Source organism: Mesorhizobium sp. BR115XR7A, assembly GCF_020165315.1.
In the GTDB taxonomy this organism is placed as follows: domain Bacteria; phylum Pseudomonadota; class Alphaproteobacteria; order Rhizobiales; family Rhizobiaceae; genus Mesorhizobium; species Mesorhizobium australicum.
Map to the genome: position 1 here is coordinate 233,672 of NZ_JAIUHW010000003.1, position 17,875 is coordinate 251,546.

Genomic DNA, 17,875 nt, shown 5'->3' on the forward strand with positions numbered 1-17,875 from the left:
GCAAGGGCACGATAATGCAGTCACAACCCCACATCCTCGTCGTCGACGACGATCGCGAAATCCGCACGCTGCTCGGGCGCTATCTCGACGGCCAGGGTTTTCGCGTCTCGGTAGCGGCCGACAGGCGCGAATGCGAGCAGAAGCTGGCCACTGGCCAGTTCGACCTGGCCGTGCTCGACGTCATGCTGCCGGATGGTTCGGGGCTCGACATCTGCCGGGGCTTGCGCGATCGCAAGCCGCATATTCCCGTCATCCTGCTGACGGCGCTGAAGGAGGATGTCGACCGCATCATCGGGCTGGAACTCGGCGCCGACGACTATCTCGGCAAGCCGTTCAACCCCCGCGAGCTCACCGCCCGCATCCGCGCCGTGCTCAGGCGCTCGACGCCGGAAGAAGCGGCGCCCGCGCCTCCGCCCCGCGCCTACCGCTTCGCCACCTACAGGCTGGAGCCGGACACCCGCAAGGTGACGGATGCGCAGGGCGCGGCCGTCGATCTCACCGGCGCCGAATTCGACCTGTTGCAGGTGTTCCTCGACCGCCCCGGCCGGCTGCTTTCGCGCGACCAGCTGCTTGATCTCACACAAGGCCGCGAACGCGACCCGCTCGAACGCTCGGTCGACGTGCTGATGAGCCGGCTGCGCCGCAAATTCACCGACACCGGCGACGGGCCGCTGTTCAAGACGGTGCGCAATGGCGGCTACCAGCTGACCGCGCGCGTCGAGACGGTGGAGGCGCAGGCGTGAACTCGCTGCGCCGCCGCCTCATCCTGTTGCTGGTCGCCTCTATCGTCGGCGTCGTCGGCCTGGCGACGGCGGCGGTCCTCAGCGTGCGCGGCGGCGGGCCGCCGCCGGAACTCGTCGTGCCCTGGGTTGCCCAGCAGATGGAACTCGTGGTGCGGCTGCTGCCGGGGCCCATACCCGATGTGCTGCGGGTGCAATTCAGCGACCGGCCGGCGGATGGCAAGGTGGACCGGCAGGAGACGGCGATGCTCAATGATCTGCTGCGCCGCCGCGGCTTCGACGTGCTGGCCATCGTCAGCGACAAACCGGGTGAACCCAGCCAACGTGCCTCGATGCGCCTGCCCGACAGCCGGTGGGCGATCCTCGAAATAGCACATATCGACCCGCCCAGGCGCGAATGGCTGGTTCTGGCCGGCTGGATCTCGCTGATCGTGGCCGGCGCCACCGCCGTCTCTGTCTATTTCACCTCGGTGCTGATCCGGCCGCTCGAAATGCTGGAGGCCACCGTCTCCAAGATCGGCAGGGACGGCGTGCTGGCGCCGGTGCCGGAGGTGGGCTCGGCCGAGGTCAAGGCCACGGCGCACGCACTGAACCAGCTCTCGTCCAGGCTGAAGACCGCCATGGAAAGCCGCATGCGGCTGGTGGCCGCCGCCGGCCACGATCTGCGCACGCCGATGACGCGCATGCGGCTGCGCGCCGAATTCCTCGACGAGGAGCGCGACAAGTGGCTGCACGACCTCGACGAGCTCGACCGCATCGCCGACAGCGCCATCCGCCTGGTGCGCGAGGAGGTGAACCAGGATGCCGTCGAACCGCTCGACCTTGAAAAGATGGTGCGCGACATATCTGCCGAGATGGTCACGCTCGGCCATTCCGTCTCGATCGGGCATCTGGACAGGGTTGCGGTCCGCGCCGGCGCGCTCGGCCTGCGCCGCGCCCTGCGCAATCTGGTCGTCAACGCCGCCACCCACGGCAAGGCCTGCACGATCGCGCTCGACCTCGCCGACAGGCGCGCCGTGCTCTCCATATCGGACGTCGGCCCGGGCATTCCGCCCGACCTCATCAACAAGGCCTTCGAGCCCTTCTTCCGCGTCGACCCCGGCCGCCAGCAATCCATTCCAGGCGCCGGCCTCGGCCTCGCCATCGCCAAGGAGATCATCGAGCGCTACGGCGGCACCGTGACGCTGGAGAACCGCCAGGGCGGCGGGCTGGCGCAGACGGTGGTGTTCGCGGCGGTGTGATTGGGTCAGGCCCGTCCACATCGCGAAAGGCAGCCCAATGCGGGGACTGCCAAGCAACGAGGCCTGCGAAGCGCGTTACGACGTGGCGCGCAGATTCCTGCGGATGGGACGCCTGCCCGTTGCACGGGCTTTCTCGGCCACCACGGCAGCGATCTCCACCACCTCGCCCTCGCGCGATTTGCCGTTGGTGGCTTTGTGGAGCCGCTCGTAGGGCAGCAATTCCTTGATCCGGGCATTGAGCGACGCGATTTCGGCCCGCAAATCCTCGCATTCCTGCCGCTGGACATCCCGTTGTATGTCCTCCGATGCCTGTTGCAGCGCAAGTTGCGAAAGATTGGCGTTCGCTTTCGAAAGGCTCAGCTTGTCGGCTTCGTTCTCGTCGGCGAGCGCGGACAATCTTTCATCGGCGATTTTCTTTTCGGCCACTGCGTCGTCCAGGTCGGTCTTGAGCCTGGCGATTTCGGCGGCGGCCGCACTGTTCTCGTTCGAGGCCCGCTCCAGCCGCGATTCCAGGTCTTGGATCTCGGACCGCAATCCGCGCATCTCCGTCTGGCCGCGAGCCCGTTCGGCTTCCCAGTCGCCTTCCATCAGGCTGGCCGTTTCGGTCTTTTCCGCCAGCTTCGCCTGTGTGGCCTCGAGCGCCTTCTGCAGCCGGATCTCCTCTTTCTCGCTCTTGCCAAGCGCCGCCATCAGTTCGGCAAGGCGCGCCGCTTCGCTGGCGTGGACTGCCGAAAGCTCGTCCAGCCTGTGGCGCGCCTGGCTCTCCCGCTTCAGCACCTTGTCGAGCTCGACTGACAGGCTGACGTGTTTTTCCCGCAGCATCTTGCTCTCGCGCAAGCGCCTGTTGGCCTCGACCGTCCTTGCCGTCAGCCGGTTGGCGATGTCGCCGAATTCCGCGTCGCGTTTGGCGCTGGCATTGCCCATCTCGGCGAGCTCGAGCCTTGCCGCCGCGAGCGCTGTGCGAAGCGCGTCCCGGTCCTGGACCAGGTCTGTCTCGCGCTGCTGCAGCACTTCGCACGTGCTGTCACGCTCGCGCAGCTTCGCCGCCGTGTCGTGCAGCTTTTCCGACAGCGCTCTTTGCTCGGCGATCAGGCCGGCATTTGCGAGCTCCAGCTCATTGGCGCGAAGAATGTCGGTGTGGAGGATGTTGAGGAATTCGCGCGTCAGATGATGCGAGGTCGAGATTTCCGACAATTTGCCGTTGATCTCATCCAGATAATCCCTGGCGTCGTGGAACATTCCTTCGAAGGCGTTCAACGCCGCGAGCCGGGTCTGGGCATGGGGCGTCAGTCGTGGCGTGGTTTCGGCGGTGTCGGTGTTGCCCGCATCGTCGGGATTGTCCGCGCCCTCCGCTTGCGCCGCATCGGCTTGGGGTGGCGAGACGGTTGACGCGTCATCGGGGATATCGTCGCCCTGCGGCGGTGCCTCGAATTCGCTGTCGAGGCTGGCATCCAGGGCGTCCGCCAGATCGTCCTGCAACTCCTGGAGTGCGTCGTCTACGTCTTCAGCACGCTTGATCAGGCTCTTGAAGTTCATACGGAACTCCCTCTTACGCAAAGAAAACCAGATATTTAACAAACTGCTAATATGTATCCTTACATCCGCTTATTCCGCAGGGGAAGCCCCCCTAGGGAAATGTAAATTTCAGACATTTGGGGATTTGCACCGCCGCGACAGCCAGTGCCGGGTCCCGGGCTGGCACAGACCGTAGCGTTCGCGGCGATGTCAACGCTTCTCGTGCATATTCGGTGTGCAGCCTGATATGCTGCCAGCAAACGGCTTGCAGGTCGAACGGGAGGGGATGGAGATGTCGATCAAGGTGATCGGAACCGGCTTTGGCCGAACGGGCACGGATTCGATGCGTGAGGCGCTGGCCATTCTCGGCTACGGCCCCTGTCATCACATGCATGAAGTGATCGGCAACGAGGAGCAGAAACGGGTGTGGCGTGCGCTGGCCCAAGGTGCCGCGCCGGACTGGAACCAGCTGCTGTCGGGCTATGTCTCCTGCCTGGACTGGCCTTCGGCGTACTACTGGCGCGAACTGATCGAATTCTATCCGAATGCCAGGGTGATCCTGACCTACCGCTCGGCCGAAAGCTGGTGGGAAAGTTTTGAAAAAACGATCGCGGCGGGACTTGAGCAAAGCGTCGATCAAGAATCGCTGGGCCTCGCCCTGATCGCCAGGCAGGTGTTCGGCGGCCGGCCCGGCGATCGAGCGCATGCCATTGCCTGCTACGAGGCCAATGTCCGTGCCGTGTACGCCGAAGTGCCACGGGAGCGGCTGCTGGTCCACGCTCTTGGCGACGGCTGGGAACCGCTGTGCACTCATCTGGGCGTTGCGATACCGGATCAGGATTATCCCAATCGCAACAGCGCCGCGGGCTTCAGGTCGAGATTTTTGCTGAACTGATCTGGACGAAAACCGGCGCTGCCGGCCCGGCAATCCGGGTTCCTCGCCCCCTGTGGAGCGGGGCGAGGAAAAGGCGCACCGTTTTTTACCCCGCCATGGCCAGCGGCACGGCGCTCTTGTTGGGGATCTGGATGTCGATTTCCAGCGTCGACATGGTCTCGCCCCGATCCATCGACACCTGGAGATAGTCCTGGTCGATCTGCACATGCTTGGCGATCACAGCCATGATTTCCTCGCGCAGAATGGAGACGAGGTCGGGCTGGCCACGGCTGCGGCGCTCATAGGCGAGCAGCACCTGCAGCCGCTCGCGCGCCACCGGCGCGCTGGTGCGCCGCTTGAAGAGGTCGAGGATGCTCATGCGGCCCTCCTTCCGAGCAGACGGTCGAGGAAACCCTTGCGTTCGAAGGGAACCACCACCGGTAAGTCTTCGCCTTCAAGCCGCCGTGCCGCTTCGAGATAGGCCTTGGCGGCGTTGTTGAGCGGTTCCGACAGCGTCACCGGCGAACCGAGGTTGGAGGCGCGCAGCACATCCTGGCTTTCCGGGATGATGCCGAGCAGCGGCACCGACAGGATTTCCAGCACGTCGTCGATCGAGAGCATTTCTCCCCGCGCGGCGCGCGCCGCGTCATAGCGCGTGACCAGCACATGCTTGGCGATCTGCTCGCCCTGTTCGGCACGCATGGTGCGGGCGTCGAGCAGACCGATGATGCGGTCGGAATCGCGCACCGACGACACTTCCGGATTGGTGACGATGACGGCCTCGTCGGCAAAGCGCATGGCGAGTTGCGCGCCGCGCTCGATGCCGGCCGGGCTGTCGCAGAAGACATAGTCGAAGACCGAGCGCAGCTTGTCGATCACCTCGCCGACGCCGTCCTCGGTCAGCGCGTCCTTGTCGCGCGTCTGCGACGCCGGCAGCAGGAACAGCGTGTCGACGCGCTTGTCGCGGATCAGCGCCTGCGACAGCTTGGCCTGGCCCTGGATGACGTTGACGAGGTCGAACACGACGCGCCGCTCGGCGCCCATGATCAGGTCGAGATTGCGCAGGCCGACATCGAAATCGACCAGCGCCACCTTCTTGCCGGTCTTGGCGACCGCGGCACCCAGCGCGGCCGTCGAGGTGGTCTTGCCGACGCCCCCCTTGCCCGATGTGACGACCACTACCTTGCCCATGGAAAAAGCCTCCGTTGCCTGTTGTCGTTTGTTGTGCCGTGCGCCGCACGGCTGTTGTCAGAGCCTGCCATCATGCCATCCCAAACCGGTCCGAGGCTTGCGCGCGGCGATGGTGCCTCGGCGCTTGTCCGGGCCGGAACCGTGAAGCCGGGCGTCAGCATCGCGCCGCCCTAGTTCAGCGGCACGACGGCGAGCATGTCGCCTTCGAGGAAGGCCTGCACGGCCTTGCCGCGCGAGACGCCTTCCATCTCTTCGGCGGTGGTGTACCAGCCGTCGACCGAAATCAGCTCAGCCTCGTTCTTGCGGCAGAAGATGCGTGCCGAGCGATTGCCCTGCGAGCCGGCGATGGCGCGGCCGCGTAAGGTGCCATAGACATGGATAGAGCCCGCCGCGATGATTTCGGAGCCGGACGCGACCGAGCCCAAAACGATGACATCGCCATGTGGATGGAAGATCGACTGACCCGAGCGGATCGGCGACTTGACCATAAGCGTGCCGGCCTGGACAGTTTCGATCGCGCCGGCTTCCGCCTTGGCCGCCTTGCCCTTGCCCACCTCGGCCCTGGCTTCGCCGGCCTTGCCCTCGCCTCCCTTGACTTCGCCGGCCTTTACTTCGCCGGCCTTGCCGGCATCCTTGCCGCGATCCGAAAACACCGTTTCCAGCTTGCCGGCTTCAGCCGCCTCCGCCTTGCCCTTGCGGCCGGGCTGCGACAGCAGGCCATCCGTGGTGGCCTCCTTGGCGCCGCTAAGCAACGGCGGCAGGTCAAGCCCGAGCGAGGCGCCTTCAAGCTCTATCGCATAGACCCGGATGCCTCGCGCACCGAGCGAAGCAACCAGCAGCCCGATGTCGGCGACGTCGGGCTTCAGCACGTTCAGATCGAGCACCACCGGCCGTCCCGCAAAATACCCCGGCGAATTGCCGATCCAGTGATCCAGCCCCTCCAGCCAGGCGGAAATCGGCGCCTCCGGCGTGAGCGTAAAGGCCACGAAAGAACGGGCGCGAAAACGAATGGATTTTGTTTCGACGGGGGCGGCAAAGGTCACGGCCAGCGAATCCTTACTGAGAGGTAAACGCTAGGGGGTTAATGGTTAACGAATGGTTAACGGCAAGGGGCAACTCGGCAGCTGGTGCGAGAAATTGGGAGGTCGGCTAAGCGCCTGCGGAGACCGACGACAAGCGCGGCTCCCCCGAACCACGGCCTTCAGCGGCGGCGCGAAGCTGATCGAATGGCTGCTACCAAATGGGCATCTTCGAAGGGCTTGCTGATCAACGCCACGTCGTGAGGGCGGTCCGAGATCTTCTCGGCATCGGCGTAGCCCGTGACGATGAGTGCCGGCCAATCCGCGCGCAGGCTTCGGGCGAAGCGGATGACGTCGATGCCCGAAATGAGCGGCATGGCGAAGTCGGTTACGATGACGTCGAAACGGTCCGGTTCCTTTTCGATGGCGGCCAGTGCCTGGGCGCCGCCGGAAAACGCCGTCACGTCGAAACCCGATTGCCGCAGCGACATCGCCGTCAACTCCCGCAGGGATTGACTGTCGTCGACGAGCAGAACAGTCGGCAACTGATCCTCGGCCGCCGTCGGGAGGTCCGTGCCGGCATCGTTCGCGGCACTGGCTTCGAAAACGGGCTCATCCCTGGCGGTGACGTCTTGCGCCTCGCGTGAACGGGGCAGCCAGAGCTCCATGGTGGTGCCGTGGCCAAGCTCGCTGTCAATCCTGAGCGTGCCACCCGATTGCTTGGCGAAACCATAGACAGTGCTGAGGCCCAGACCCGTGCCCTTCCCGATCGGCTTTGTCGTGAAGAACGGCTCGATCACCTTGCTGATGACATCCGCGGCGATACCTGTCCCGGTGTCCTCGACCGCAAGCCTGACATAGTCGCCCGCGGCAAGCCCCTGGCCGGAATGGCCGACGCTGCGATTGTGGGCCTTGACGCAGATTGTCCCGCCGGAAGGCATCGCGTCGCGGGCATTGAAGACCAGGTTCATCAAAGCAAGCTCAAGCTGCGCCGGGTCCGCATGCACCGGCCATATGTCGTCACCGACATGCCAGTCGAAGCGCACCAGGCCGCCCAGGATCGGCGCCACCAGGCCGGTCATCGTGTCTCCGAGGCTCGACATCCGCACGGCAACCGGTTTCAGATCCTGGCGCCTTGAAAAGGCGAGCATGCGCTGGATGAGGTCCTTGCCCTGGGAAGCGGAGCGGCGCGTCATGTCGAGAACCTGGGCCGCCTTGCCGTCGAGGCTCACTTGCCTTTCCAGCAGGCTCAGCCCGGAGAGGATCGCCGCAAGCAGATTGTTGAAATCGTGGGCAAGTCCGCCGGTCAGCTTGCCGATCGCATCGAGCCGCTGCGATTGCAGCAATTGGCTTTCCAGGTGGCGCTGCTCGGTGATGTCCTGCATGGTGCCCAGCAGTTCGAGCCCGGCGCCATCCCTGGCGACCACTCCCTGGTCGAGGAATATCCGGTATTCCTCATTGGCGCATCGCCAGCGGAACTCGCACGCATAAGAGCCGGTCTCGTGGGCGGCCGAAAGCGATCTTGTCACCGCGTCCCGATCAGCCGGATGGACCCGGCTGATGCCGAAATCTGGATCCGCCATGAACCGGTCCGGAGAAAATCCCGTCAACCGCTCGACCCCCTTGGAAACATAGCTTGCGGCGAATGGCGCCGCGGCCGCGCGAGCGTGAAAACAGATCGGCAGCGAGGCGAGGATCGTCTCCTGCCGGGCCTCGGAATGCCGCAGCGCCCGCTCGGCGTCGAGCTTGTCGGAGGTCGCCTTCAGCGCTCGCTCAAGCAGCAGTTGCTCCCTGGCCGCATTCCGTTCGATTTCCCTCGTCTTTTCATAGAGATCGACGAAGACCATGACCTTGGACCGCAGCATCGACGGGTCGAATGGCTTGAACAGATAATCCACCGCGCCGGCGTCATAGCCGCGCAACATATGTGCTTCTTCCTTGTTGATGGCGGTCAGGAAGATGATCGGCGTGGCGTTCGAACGTTCGCGCCTCCGGATCAGCGAAGCGGTTTCGTAGCCGTCGAGACCGGGCATCAGCACATCCAGCAGAATGACGGCGAAGTCGTCCTTGAGCAGAAAGCGCAGCGCCTCGTCGCCCGACTGGGCGCAAATCACCTGCCCGACCCCGTCAAGTGCCTCCTCAATGGCAAGGAGATTTCGCGCGTCGTCGTCGACAGCCAGAACGCGAACCGGCCCCAGCTTTTCGAACGGTTCGCTGCTTTCTGCTTCCATCGCCGCCATTGGCTAAATCCGCCGGGGCGCGATCAGATTGCGGTCGTCGCCGTCTGCCCGCGATGTCCCCGCTCGCGAGCGCGAGCGGCCGACCCAAACCCGCAGCAGGGCGAGGAGCAGGTCGAGGTCGACGGGCTTGGCGATGTAGTCGGACGCGCCGGCGTCCAGACATTTCTGGCGATCTCCTTTCATCGCCTTGGCCGTGACGGAAATCAGCGGAATGTGCGCGATTTCCGGCTGGGAGCGTATCCGGCGCATTGTCTCGTACCCGTCCATCTCGGGCATCATGATGTCGATCAGGGCGACGTCGACGTCCGGCGCCTCTTCAAGCATGGCTATGCCGTCCCGCCCCCGCTCGGCATGCTGCACCTCGATACCGTAAGTCTCCAGCACGCTGGTCAGCGAATAGATGTTGCGAATGTCGTCGTCGACGATCAGAACCTTGGCCCCGGCCAGATCGGCGTTGTCGAGTTGCTCGGAAGGCAGGATTTCCTTGTCGGGCCTATCGCCTGGAAGGGCGGCGGACATCAACAAGCCAAGCTGGGCAAGGTTGTCGGCACGCGGAACATCGCTGAGCGGCGGATGCAAGGCGATCTGCTGTTGAAAGGCGTCCGGATGGGGCGTGAAGAAGAGCAGGCGCGGGACAAAATCGCCGAACTGGGATATGATCTCATCGAGCATCTGGGCGTTGTCCTTGGCCGAACGGCCAAAACCGAACACGACGGCGTCATATCCGGCAATACCACCCCCGTCGGCATTAGCCGCGACGCGGCCGATGGCGGTGACCGACGTGACGCCGTCGCGAATGGCTTCCACCAGCGCCAGGCGACGCTCGGGATCCGGATCCGCGACCAGCACATTGCGTTGTGTCCTGAGTGTCCTCGACTGAATGTCGTCGAAGACACGCGAAAGTTCGCCGGCGGACACCGGCTTGCTGGAAACGCTTGCGGCGCCTCGGCGTGTGAGAAGCTCGATGTCTTCGGCGCCCGAGATAACGTGGATGGGTATGTTCCTGGTCTTCGGATCGTGCCGTAAAAGGTCGAAAAGGACCCAGCCATCAATGTCCGAAAGGCCGAGATCCAGCGTGATCGCATCGGGCATGAGCTTGCGTGTAAGCGCCAGCGTTCCCGAGCCGGCGGTGGAGAGCACGCCTTTCAACCCGGCCGATCGCGCAAGACCAAGCAGCAGCCCGCCAAAAGTGGGGTCGTCCTCCACGATCAGCACCACCCTGTCCGATGGATCGATCGCATCACGGTCGTCGGCGAGTTCCGGCGTTCCTGTCGTGCTGCTGGCCGCAACGGAAACGGCGGCCGGCGAAAGCTCGATCTGCGGTGCAAGACTGCTGCTGCGCGGGCCGTCGAAGGGAATGACAAGCGTGAAGGTCGATCCCGTTCCAGGCTGGCTTTCGACGCGCAACTCGCCGCCGAGCAGGCGGGCGATTTCCCGGCTGATCGAGAGGCCGAGGCCAGTGCCGCCATATTTGCGGCTGGTGGTGCCGTCGGCTTGTTGGAACGCCTCGAAGATCAGCTTTTGCTTGTCCTCCGGAATGCCGATGCCCGTGTCGGTGACGGCGATGGCCAGCGCTTGCGGCAGTGCCGCCGCGCCGTTTGCGCGGCCGGTCCGCTCGGCATGGATGCTGAGCGTCACGTCGCCTTGAGAGGTAAACTTGAAGGCGTTGGACAAAAGGTTGAGGACGATCTGCTGCAGCCGTTTTTCGTCCGTACGGATCGTCTCGGGCAGGATCTGATCGATCTTGATCGTAAACCCAAGCCCCTTGTCGGCCGCAAGCTGCCGGAAGGTCCGCTCCATATGCTGGCGCAGATGTGCGAGCGGCATGTCGTTGAGCTCGATCGAAACCGTGCCGGATTCGATTTTCGAAAGATCCAGTATGTCGTTGATGAGGCTGAGCAGATCCGTGCCCGCCGAGTTGATCGTGCGAGCGAACTCGATCTGCTTGTCGTTCAGGTTGCCCTGCTGGTTGGTCGCGAGCAGGTTGGACAGGATCAGCAGCGAGTTCAGCGGGGTTCTCAGCTCGTGGCTCATATTGGCCAAGAATTCGGACTTGTACTTGGACGTCAGCGCCAGCTGTTCCGCCTTTTCCTCGAGTGCCCGTCTGGCCATTTCGATCTCGAGATTCTTGTTCTCGACCTGCTTTTTCTCGTTCTCGAGAAGCTGCGCCTTCTCCTGCAATTCCTCGTTGGTGGCGTGAAGCTCTTCCTGTTTCTTGGTGAGCTCGGTCTGGCGCGACTGCAGTTCGGACGTCAGAAGCTGTGACTGCTTGAGAAGCCCTTCCGTGCGCATGGTCGCGGCGATCGTGTTGAGCACGATACCGACTGACTCCATCAATTGCTCGAGGAACAGGCGATGCGTGTCGCTGAAGCGGCTGAACGAAGCGAGTTCGATGACCGCCTTGACCTCTTCCTCGAACAATGCCGGCAGAACGATGGCGCTGGCCGGCGGCGCTTCACCGAGGCCCGAGCTGATGCGCAGGAAGCTCGAGGGAACCTCGTCGAGCATGATCGCCCGTTTGTCGGCCGCGCTTTGACCGATCAGGCCTTCCCGGAAGTCCACACGCTGGCGGATCTTGGCTTTGCCCTCGGCGGCGTAGGACGCGGCCAGTTCCAGATAAGATTCTTCCTCGTCGCGATTGGTCACGTAGAAAACACCATACTGCGCGTTCACCAGCGGCGCGAGTTCCGATATGATCATGCGCGACACCGTGGCCAGATCGCGCTCGCCCTGCAGCATGCGCGAGAACCGCGCGAGGTTGGTCTTCAGCCAATCCTGCTCGGCATTCTTGAGCGTCTGATCCTTCAGGTTGCGGATCATCTCGTTGATGTTGTCCTTGAGCGCCGCGACCTCCCCGGAAGCCTGGACGCTGATGGAACGCGTAAGATCGCCCTTGGTGACCGCGGTCGACACCTCGGCGATGGCCCGCACCTGGGTGGTCAGGTTCGCCGCCAGCTGATTGACGTTGTCGGTCAGGTCGCGCCACAGGCCGGCGGCGCCAGGCACCCTCGCCTGGCCGCCGAGCTTGCCCTCGATGCCGACCTCGCGGGCGACGTTGGTCACCTGATCGGCGAAGGTGGCCAGCGTTTCGATCATGCCGTTGATGGTGTCCGCCAGGGACGCGATCTCGCCCTTGGCATCGACGGCGAGTTTGCGCTTGAGATTGCCCTGCGCCACGGCGGTGACGACATCGGCGATGCCGCGCACCTGGTTGGTCAGGTTGGTCGCCATGAGGTTGACGTTGTCGGTCAGGTCCTTCCATGTGCCCGCCACGCCCTCGACCTGTGCCTGGCCGCCGAGCTTGCCCTCGGTGCCGACCTCGCGCGCCACACGCGTCACCTCGCCCGCGAAGGAGTTGAGCTGGTCTACCATGGTGTTGATGGTGGACTTCAGCTCCAGGATCTCGCCCTTGACATCGACGGTGATCTTCTTCGACAGATCGCCTCGCGCCACCGCGGTCGTCACATCGGCGATGTTGCGCACCTGGCCGGTCAGATTCTCGGCCATCGAATTGACGTTGTCGGTCAGGTCCTTCCAGGTGCCGGCGACGCCGCGCACCTGTGCCTGGCCGCCAAGCTTCCCCTCGGTGCCGACTTCGCGCGCGACACGCGTCACTTCCGAGGCGAAAGAGTTGAGCTGATCCACCATCGTGTTGATGGTGTCCTTGAGCTCGAGAATTTCGCCGCGAACGTCGACAGTGATCTTTTTCGACAGGTCGCCCAGCGCAACGGCGGTCGTCACTTCCGCGATGTTGCGGACCTGGCCCGTCAGATTGGCGGCCATGGCGTTGACGTTATCCGTCAGGTCCTTCCACGTGCCGGCGACACCGCGGACCTGTGCCTGGCCGCCAAGCTTGCCGTCCGACCCCACTTCGCGGGCCACGCGCGTCACCTCGGATGCGAAGGAGTTCAGCTGGTCCACCATCGTGTTGATGACGTCCTTGATCTGCAGAATCTCTCCCAGCGCATCGACGGTGATTTTCTGGGTGAGATCGCCGGTCGCGATCGCGGTCGCGACCTTGGAGACATCGCGCAACTGCACGGTCAGGTTGCCGGCCATGGCGTTGACGTTGTCGGTCAGGTCCTTCCAGGTGCCGCCGACCCCCTCGACATGGGCCTGGCCGCCGAGTTTTCCCTCCGAGCCCACTTCGCGGGCAACGCGCGTGACTTCGGAGGCGAATGAGTTGAGCTGGTCCACCATCGTGTTGACGGTGTTCTTGAGCTCGAGGATTTCGCCCTTCACGTCGACCGTGATCTTCTTGGAGAGATCACCCCGCGCGACGGCCGTCGTCACATCGGCGATGTTGCGCACCTGGCCGGTGAGATTGGCGGCCATCAGATTGACGTTGTCGGTCAGGTCTTTCCAGGTGCCTCCGACGCCACGGACTTCCGCCTGACCGCCGAGCTTTCCCTCGGTGCCGACTTCGCGCGCGACGCGCGTCACTTCCGAGGCGAAGGAATTCAGCTGGTCCACCATCGTGTTGATGGTGTTCTTGAGCTCCAGGATCTCGCCCTTCACGTCGACCGTGATCTTCTTCGACAGATCGCCAAGAGCCACTGCGGTGGTCACTTCGGCGATGTTGCGCACCTGGCCGGTCAGGTTGGCCGCCATTGAATTGACGTTATCGGTCAAATCTTTCCAGGTTCCGGCGACACCCCGCACCTGCGCCTGCCCGCCGAGCTTTCCCTCCGTGCCGACCTCGCGTGCAACGCGCGTCACCTCGCCGGCAAATGAGTTGAGCTGGTCGACCATCGTATTGATGGTGGACTTCAGCTCCAGAATCTCTCCCTTCACGTCGACGGTGATCTTCTTCGACAGGTCGCCGAGCGCGACCGCGGTCGTCACATCGGCGATATTGCGGACCTGGCCGGTCAAATTGGCGGCCATCAGGTTCACGCTGTCCGTCAGGTCCTTCCAGGTGCCACCGACGCCCTCGACGCGGGCTTGGCCGCCGAGCTTTCCCTCGGTGCCGACTTCGCGCGCGACGCGCGTCACCTCGCCGGCAAACGAGTTGAGCTGGTCGACCATGGTGTTGATGGTCGACTTCAGCTCCAGGATCTCGCCCTTCACGTCGACGGTGATCTTCTTTGACAAATCGCCCGAAGCGACTGCGGTGGTCACCTCCGCGATGTTGCGCACCTGGCTCGTCAGGTTGGTCGCCATCGCGTTCACATTGTCGGTCAGATCCTTCCAGGTGCCCGCCACCCCCTTGACCCGGGCCTGACCGCCTAGCTTGCCCTCGGTGCCGACCTCGCGCGCCACGCGCGTCACCTCCGAAGTGAACGAGGCGAGTTGCTCGACCATTGTGTTGACGATCTTGCCGATCCGCAGGAATTCGCCGCGCAGCGGCCTGCCGTCGATCTCCACCATCATGGTCTGGGACAGATCGCCCTTGGCGACGGCGCCGATGACCCGGGCCACCTCGGCGGTCGGTTGCACCATGTCCTCGATCAGGTCGTTGACCGATCGGACGCTCGATTCCCAGCTACCTTTGGCGTTCCTGACATGGCCGCGCTCGCTGATGCGCCCGTCCTTGCCGACCACCCGGCTGAGCCGCGCGAATTCCCGCGTCACCTGGTCATTGAGTTCGACGATTTGATTGAACGTGTCTGCAATCTCGCCACTCAGCCCATCATAGACGTTTTCGATGCGGACGGAGAAATCGCCGTTTCGAAAAGCTTTGAGAGCGCTAAGGATTTGTCGAGAGTCCAGTTGTTCTTTTGGTAACCGAGATGCGCCCAAAAACCCCTCCACGCGAACCCCCGGCCGGATCAGGCCGAAGCCCTTAACGCGTGGCCGCGTATTTGGTTCCATATGGCTTGCAAGCGCGGCTGAAAGGTCCGCCGCTTTGCTGGCCCCCTAGGAGGCCGACAGGCCTACAGCGGCCTCGGTCTCTGTGTACCGCTATGCAACAGCGATCCCTTCAATGCCGCTTGAAATACTGCACTTCCCTTTCGTGCTTCTCCGCCGCTTCGCGGCTGTCGAACGTGCCCAGATTCCGCCGCTTGCCCGTCTTCTCGTCCTTTTTCCTTGAATAAAGCCGATATTTTCCGTCTTTCAGCTTCCTGATCATCGGTCTCTCCTCAGGAAAGGACGAAGGGCCCGACGATCGCCGAGCCCTTCCTATTGTCAGTCGCGGTGTTCGGGCATGGCTTTCAGCTGGTCCTTGGTCCAGCTGGTCACGGCGTGAACGTCGCCGTCCTCGTCGCGCATGAAATCGAGTTCGTTGGCGGCGATGGCGACCGGCTTGGCGCCGATGCCGAGGAAGCCGCCGACGTCGATGACGACCTGGCTGCTGCCATGCATATGGTCGACGGAGCCGATCTTCTCGTCGTTGGGGCCGTAGATGGTCGCGCCTTCAAGCGTATCCGGGGTCAGTTCGGCGCGGCTGAGCCTTACGTGATTGGCGTGGTCCATGAGTGCATCTCCTTTGCGGTGGGACAGGGTGAACCTCCGAGGCGGCCAAGGGTTCCGACATTGTCGGAGATGACCAGGGATAGTGCTCCAAGAGAGCGCCGGCTTCGGGGCGATCATGGTTTTGCGCTCGGTGGCTCGATGAATCATCTTGTCATCGAGTTGCACCAACGCGTTGTTTCGAAAGGCTCGCGCGTTCAGCGCCCGCGCTTTGGCTTGAGGCTGCGCGCGGCTTGCTCGATCCCGGCGCGGTCGGTGCCGAGACGGTCGATCAGCTCCTGCGCCTCCTCGCCCGATATGCCCGCGCGGATCGCCAGTTCCTCCACCGTCAGAACGTCGGAGCTCGCGATCTCGCCGGTTTGTGGCAGCGCGTCATCCGCCGTCAGCGGCAGGGCGGCTTCCCTGTCGATCTCCATCTCGGCCCGGCTCCAGTGCCGCTCATGGTCACCATCGCCGCCACCTTCGCGTTGCCAGATCTCGTAGGCGCGGTTCCTGATCTTGTCGTCGCGGTCGTCGCTCATGTCATTCCTCCACTCATGTGAGGCATGAACGCCGCGCCGGTGCGAACGATCCAAAAAATTTGCGTGATCGTCGGGATGACAAGATGCAACCCTTCAGCCAGGCCTACACGGCACCGGAGGCTACTCGCACTGGCGCCTGGGTCCGCCGGAATATGGCTGATAGCTGTTGTCGTCGGGCCGGTAGGAGCGGTATCGGCTGAAGCAGGAATCGACATGGTCGGCGGAAAGCGCCGTCGTGGCGACCGCAGGGGCGACACCGCCCTCGACATAGCTGAGGGCTGCCGATGGCTGCGCGTCCTGGTCGTCGCCGGCGTCGAGATAGGGCGAGACGCAGGGGCGCTGCTGCCCGCTATAAGACATGTAGCTGTTGTCGTCCGGATTGTAGGAGCGGTAGCGGTTCGCGCACCAACTGACATGGGACGCCGGCAGCGCGTCGGCTCCAGCCGCCGGCGCGATCGATCCGGTCGCGGCCGGATCGGGTGCCTGCGCCTTGACGGCGATATCGGGCGGCGCGGGCTGGTCGGCCGGCAAGCGTTGCAGATTTTGCGCCGCCTTGTTCACCGGCCGCGCGTCCCTGGTCCACAGTTCCGCCACGCTGACAGTCGGCCTTGCCTCATGCGCGGGCTTGGCGGCGAGCAACCAGGCGGCAAAGCCCAGCCCGCTGCCGAAGACCGCAAGGGTCAAGACAAAGCCGCCGACCAATGCCAAAATCGCTTTCACGTCACGCTCCTTCAGCCCCTGCTTATAGAATGCGGAGCATCAAGGCTGGTTCCAGCAAAGTACGTGTCGCAGGCGCTTGAACGGGTCGCGCGCGCTCAGCTCCTCCTCAGACCGGCACGCCTCACCTCTGGGGAAAACGGGTTCTCGACCGCCAGCAGCGACGCCACCGTTTCCCGATCGCGCTGGCGCTGCTGCAGAGTGCGGGCCAGCAGCCAATCCAGCGAGATCCGGCCGGCGCCGGCTACGGCCAGAACGAACATGCCGCCGGCGATCGCCAGATCCTTTTCGAAATTCAGCAGCTCGCTCTGGCTGGCGAAGTTGGTGTGGAACAGTGTGGCCGTTGCCAGGCAGAAGAGGCCGAGGCCGATCGCCCCCAGCCGCGTCAGCACGCCCGTTGCCACCGAGAGCCCTGCCCCCAGTTGCAACGCGATGGTGGCGACAAACAGCGGCAGACCGACGCCTTGCGCGGCCACCGCCTTGGCGGCGCCGTCGAAATGGGTGGCCAGTGTCACCCCCTCATGCAGGAAGATGAAGGACATGAGCAGGCGCCCGACAAGCAGGGTCAGATCCCTGACATAGAGTTTGGTGGCGAGGGCGTGCAGCTTCGCGGCGCGTTCGTTCAGGATCATGGTCAGCCTCCGATATTTTGACACCGTGCAGACGCCGCGCGAGGACAGCGCCTGCCGAATGTGATGCTTGAAAGGGCCGGAGCCGGCTCGAGGGAGAGGCGCCGGCTCCGGCAATGGGCGCCAGCCACGAGCGCCCGAACTTTGCGATCCATCGGGGTTGGCGCAAGCCCCCCTCATCCGGCCGCTTCGTGTCCACCCTCCCTGGGGGGAGAGGTCGGATGCCCTGAATTGCCCTTCGCAAGTGGGGGCAATCCGGGGGGAGAACTTACTTCGTCACCTTGGTATCGATGGCTTTCCGCAGGTCGGAAAGCTCGTCGCAGCCGCTCGGGCACAGTTTCTGCAGCGAGGCCAGTTGCTCATCGGCCTTGGCCATGTCGCCGGTTTCGACATAGAGCTCGCCCAGATATTCGCGGGCGGCCTTGTGGTCGGGTTTCAGCTCCAGCGCCTTGTTGTAGTAGGTCAGCGCGGTGGTGAAGTCGCCGGTCTTGCGCAGCGTGAAGCCGAGCAAATTGTAGACGTCGGCCTGCTGGTTGTCCTGCGCGAGGTCGCGCAGGTCCGCCAGCGCGCCCTTGTAATCCTTGGCGTCGATCTTGGCCTTGACGGCGGTGAGGTCGGGCGCGTCGGCGCCCTCGATGTCGTCGACCGCATAGGCTGGGATGATGGTTGCGACGGGAACCACGGTCAGCACGGCAATGGCGCCGAGCAGGCCGAACAGGGCGTGCTTGCCCAAAAAGGGTTGTTTCATTGTCTGTCTCGCTTGGGTTGGGAGCT

General features: G+C 63.9%; 15 protein-coding genes. 3 read left to right on the forward strand and 12 right to left on the reverse strand.

Going from position 1 to position 17,875, the window contains the following annotated elements; genetic code table 11:
- Window positions 1-14 precede the first annotated feature (14 nt).
- A complete protein-coding gene (locus tag LB557_RS08040) occupies window positions 15-743 on the forward strand; it encodes a response regulator (protein WP_224642900.1) in 729 nt (242 codons plus the stop codon).
- Window positions 740-1,981 carry an ATP-binding protein gene (locus LB557_RS08045; protein ID WP_140617984.1) on the forward strand — a complete coding sequence of 414 codons (1,242 nt, stop codon included), beginning with the start codon at window positions 740-742 and terminating at the stop codon, window positions 1,979-1,981. Before LB557_RS08040 ends, LB557_RS08045 begins: the two co-directional genes overlap by 4 nt.
- Window positions 1,982-2,056: 75 nt before the next feature.
- Here the strand turns inward: LB557_RS08045 and LB557_RS08050 are convergent, their stop codons facing one another.
- Window positions 2,057-3,517 (reverse strand): hypothetical protein, encoded by a 1,461-nt coding sequence (locus LB557_RS08050; RefSeq protein WP_140663385.1) that lies wholly within the window; start codon window positions 3,515-3,517, stop codon window positions 2,057-2,059.
- A gap of 271 nt (window positions 3,518-3,788) precedes the next feature.
- Here LB557_RS08050 and LB557_RS08055 point away from each other — a divergent pair, with 271 nt between their 5' ends.
- Window positions 3,789-4,391, forward strand: coding sequence for a sulfotransferase family protein (locus tag LB557_RS08055; RefSeq protein WP_224713045.1), 603 nt, complete (start codon window positions 3,789-3,791; stop codon window positions 4,389-4,391).
- A gap of 85 nt (window positions 4,392-4,476) precedes the next feature.
- On the opposite strand, the gene minE is transcribed toward LB557_RS08055, so the two are convergent.
- The 11 genes from minE to LB557_RS08110 form a co-directional block, all read right to left on the reverse strand.
- Entirely contained in the window at window positions 4,477-4,749 is a 273-nt protein-coding gene (gene minE, locus LB557_RS08060) for a cell division topological specificity factor MinE (RefSeq protein ID WP_023774842.1), read from the reverse strand.
- On the reverse strand, window positions 4,746-5,561 hold the full coding sequence (gene minD / locus LB557_RS08065; RefSeq protein WP_015316922.1) for a septum site-determining protein MinD: 816 nt from the start codon (window positions 5,559-5,561) through the stop codon (window positions 4,746-4,748). The genes minE and minD overlap by 4 nt, the downstream gene beginning before the upstream one ends.
- Window positions 5,562-5,731: 170 nt before the next feature.
- Window positions 5,732-6,604: a septum site-determining protein MinC gene (gene minC, locus LB557_RS08070; RefSeq protein ID WP_224642902.1), complete on the reverse strand. Its 873-nt coding sequence runs from the start codon at window positions 6,602-6,604 to the stop codon at window positions 5,732-5,734.
- Window positions 6,605-6,762: 158 nt separating this feature from the next.
- Window positions 6,763-8,820: a response regulator gene (locus tag LB557_RS08075; protein ID WP_224642903.1), complete on the reverse strand. Its 2,058-nt coding sequence runs from the start codon at window positions 8,818-8,820 to the stop codon at window positions 6,763-6,765.
- 3 nt (window positions 8,821-8,823) lie between these two features.
- Window positions 8,824-14,574, reverse strand: a complete 5,751-nt coding sequence (locus LB557_RS08080; RefSeq protein WP_411970536.1) for a HAMP domain-containing protein — start codon at window positions 14,572-14,574, stop codon at window positions 8,824-8,826.
- A 169-nt stretch (window positions 14,575-14,743) separates the two neighbouring features.
- Complete coding sequence (locus LB557_RS08085; RefSeq protein WP_127204769.1) at window positions 14,744-14,893, reverse strand: hypothetical protein; 150 nt, start codon at window positions 14,891-14,893, stop codon at window positions 14,744-14,746.
- Between the two features lie 56 nt (window positions 14,894-14,949).
- Entirely contained in the window at window positions 14,950-15,237 is a 288-nt protein-coding gene (locus tag LB557_RS08090; RefSeq protein WP_224642905.1) for a PRC-barrel domain containing protein, read from the reverse strand.
- Window positions 15,238-15,431: 194 nt separating this feature from the next.
- Window positions 15,432-15,755 carry a DUF2934 domain-containing protein gene (locus LB557_RS08095; protein ID WP_224642906.1) on the reverse strand — a complete coding sequence of 108 codons (324 nt, stop codon included), beginning with the start codon at window positions 15,753-15,755 and terminating at the stop codon, window positions 15,432-15,434.
- Between the two features lie 120 nt (window positions 15,756-15,875).
- Complete coding sequence (locus LB557_RS08100) at window positions 15,876-16,475, reverse strand: BA14K family protein (protein WP_224642907.1); 600 nt, start codon at window positions 16,473-16,475, stop codon at window positions 15,876-15,878.
- Window positions 16,476-16,570: 95 nt separating this feature from the next.
- Window positions 16,571-17,104 carry a DoxX family protein gene (locus tag LB557_RS08105; RefSeq protein WP_224642908.1) on the reverse strand — a complete coding sequence of 178 codons (534 nt, stop codon included), beginning with the start codon at window positions 17,102-17,104 and terminating at the stop codon, window positions 16,571-16,573.
- Window positions 17,105-17,369: 265 nt separating this feature from the next.
- Complete coding sequence (locus LB557_RS08110; RefSeq protein WP_224642909.1) at window positions 17,370-17,849, reverse strand: tetratricopeptide repeat protein; 480 nt, start codon at window positions 17,847-17,849, stop codon at window positions 17,370-17,372.
- Between the last annotated feature and the right edge of the window lie 26 nt (window positions 17,850-17,875).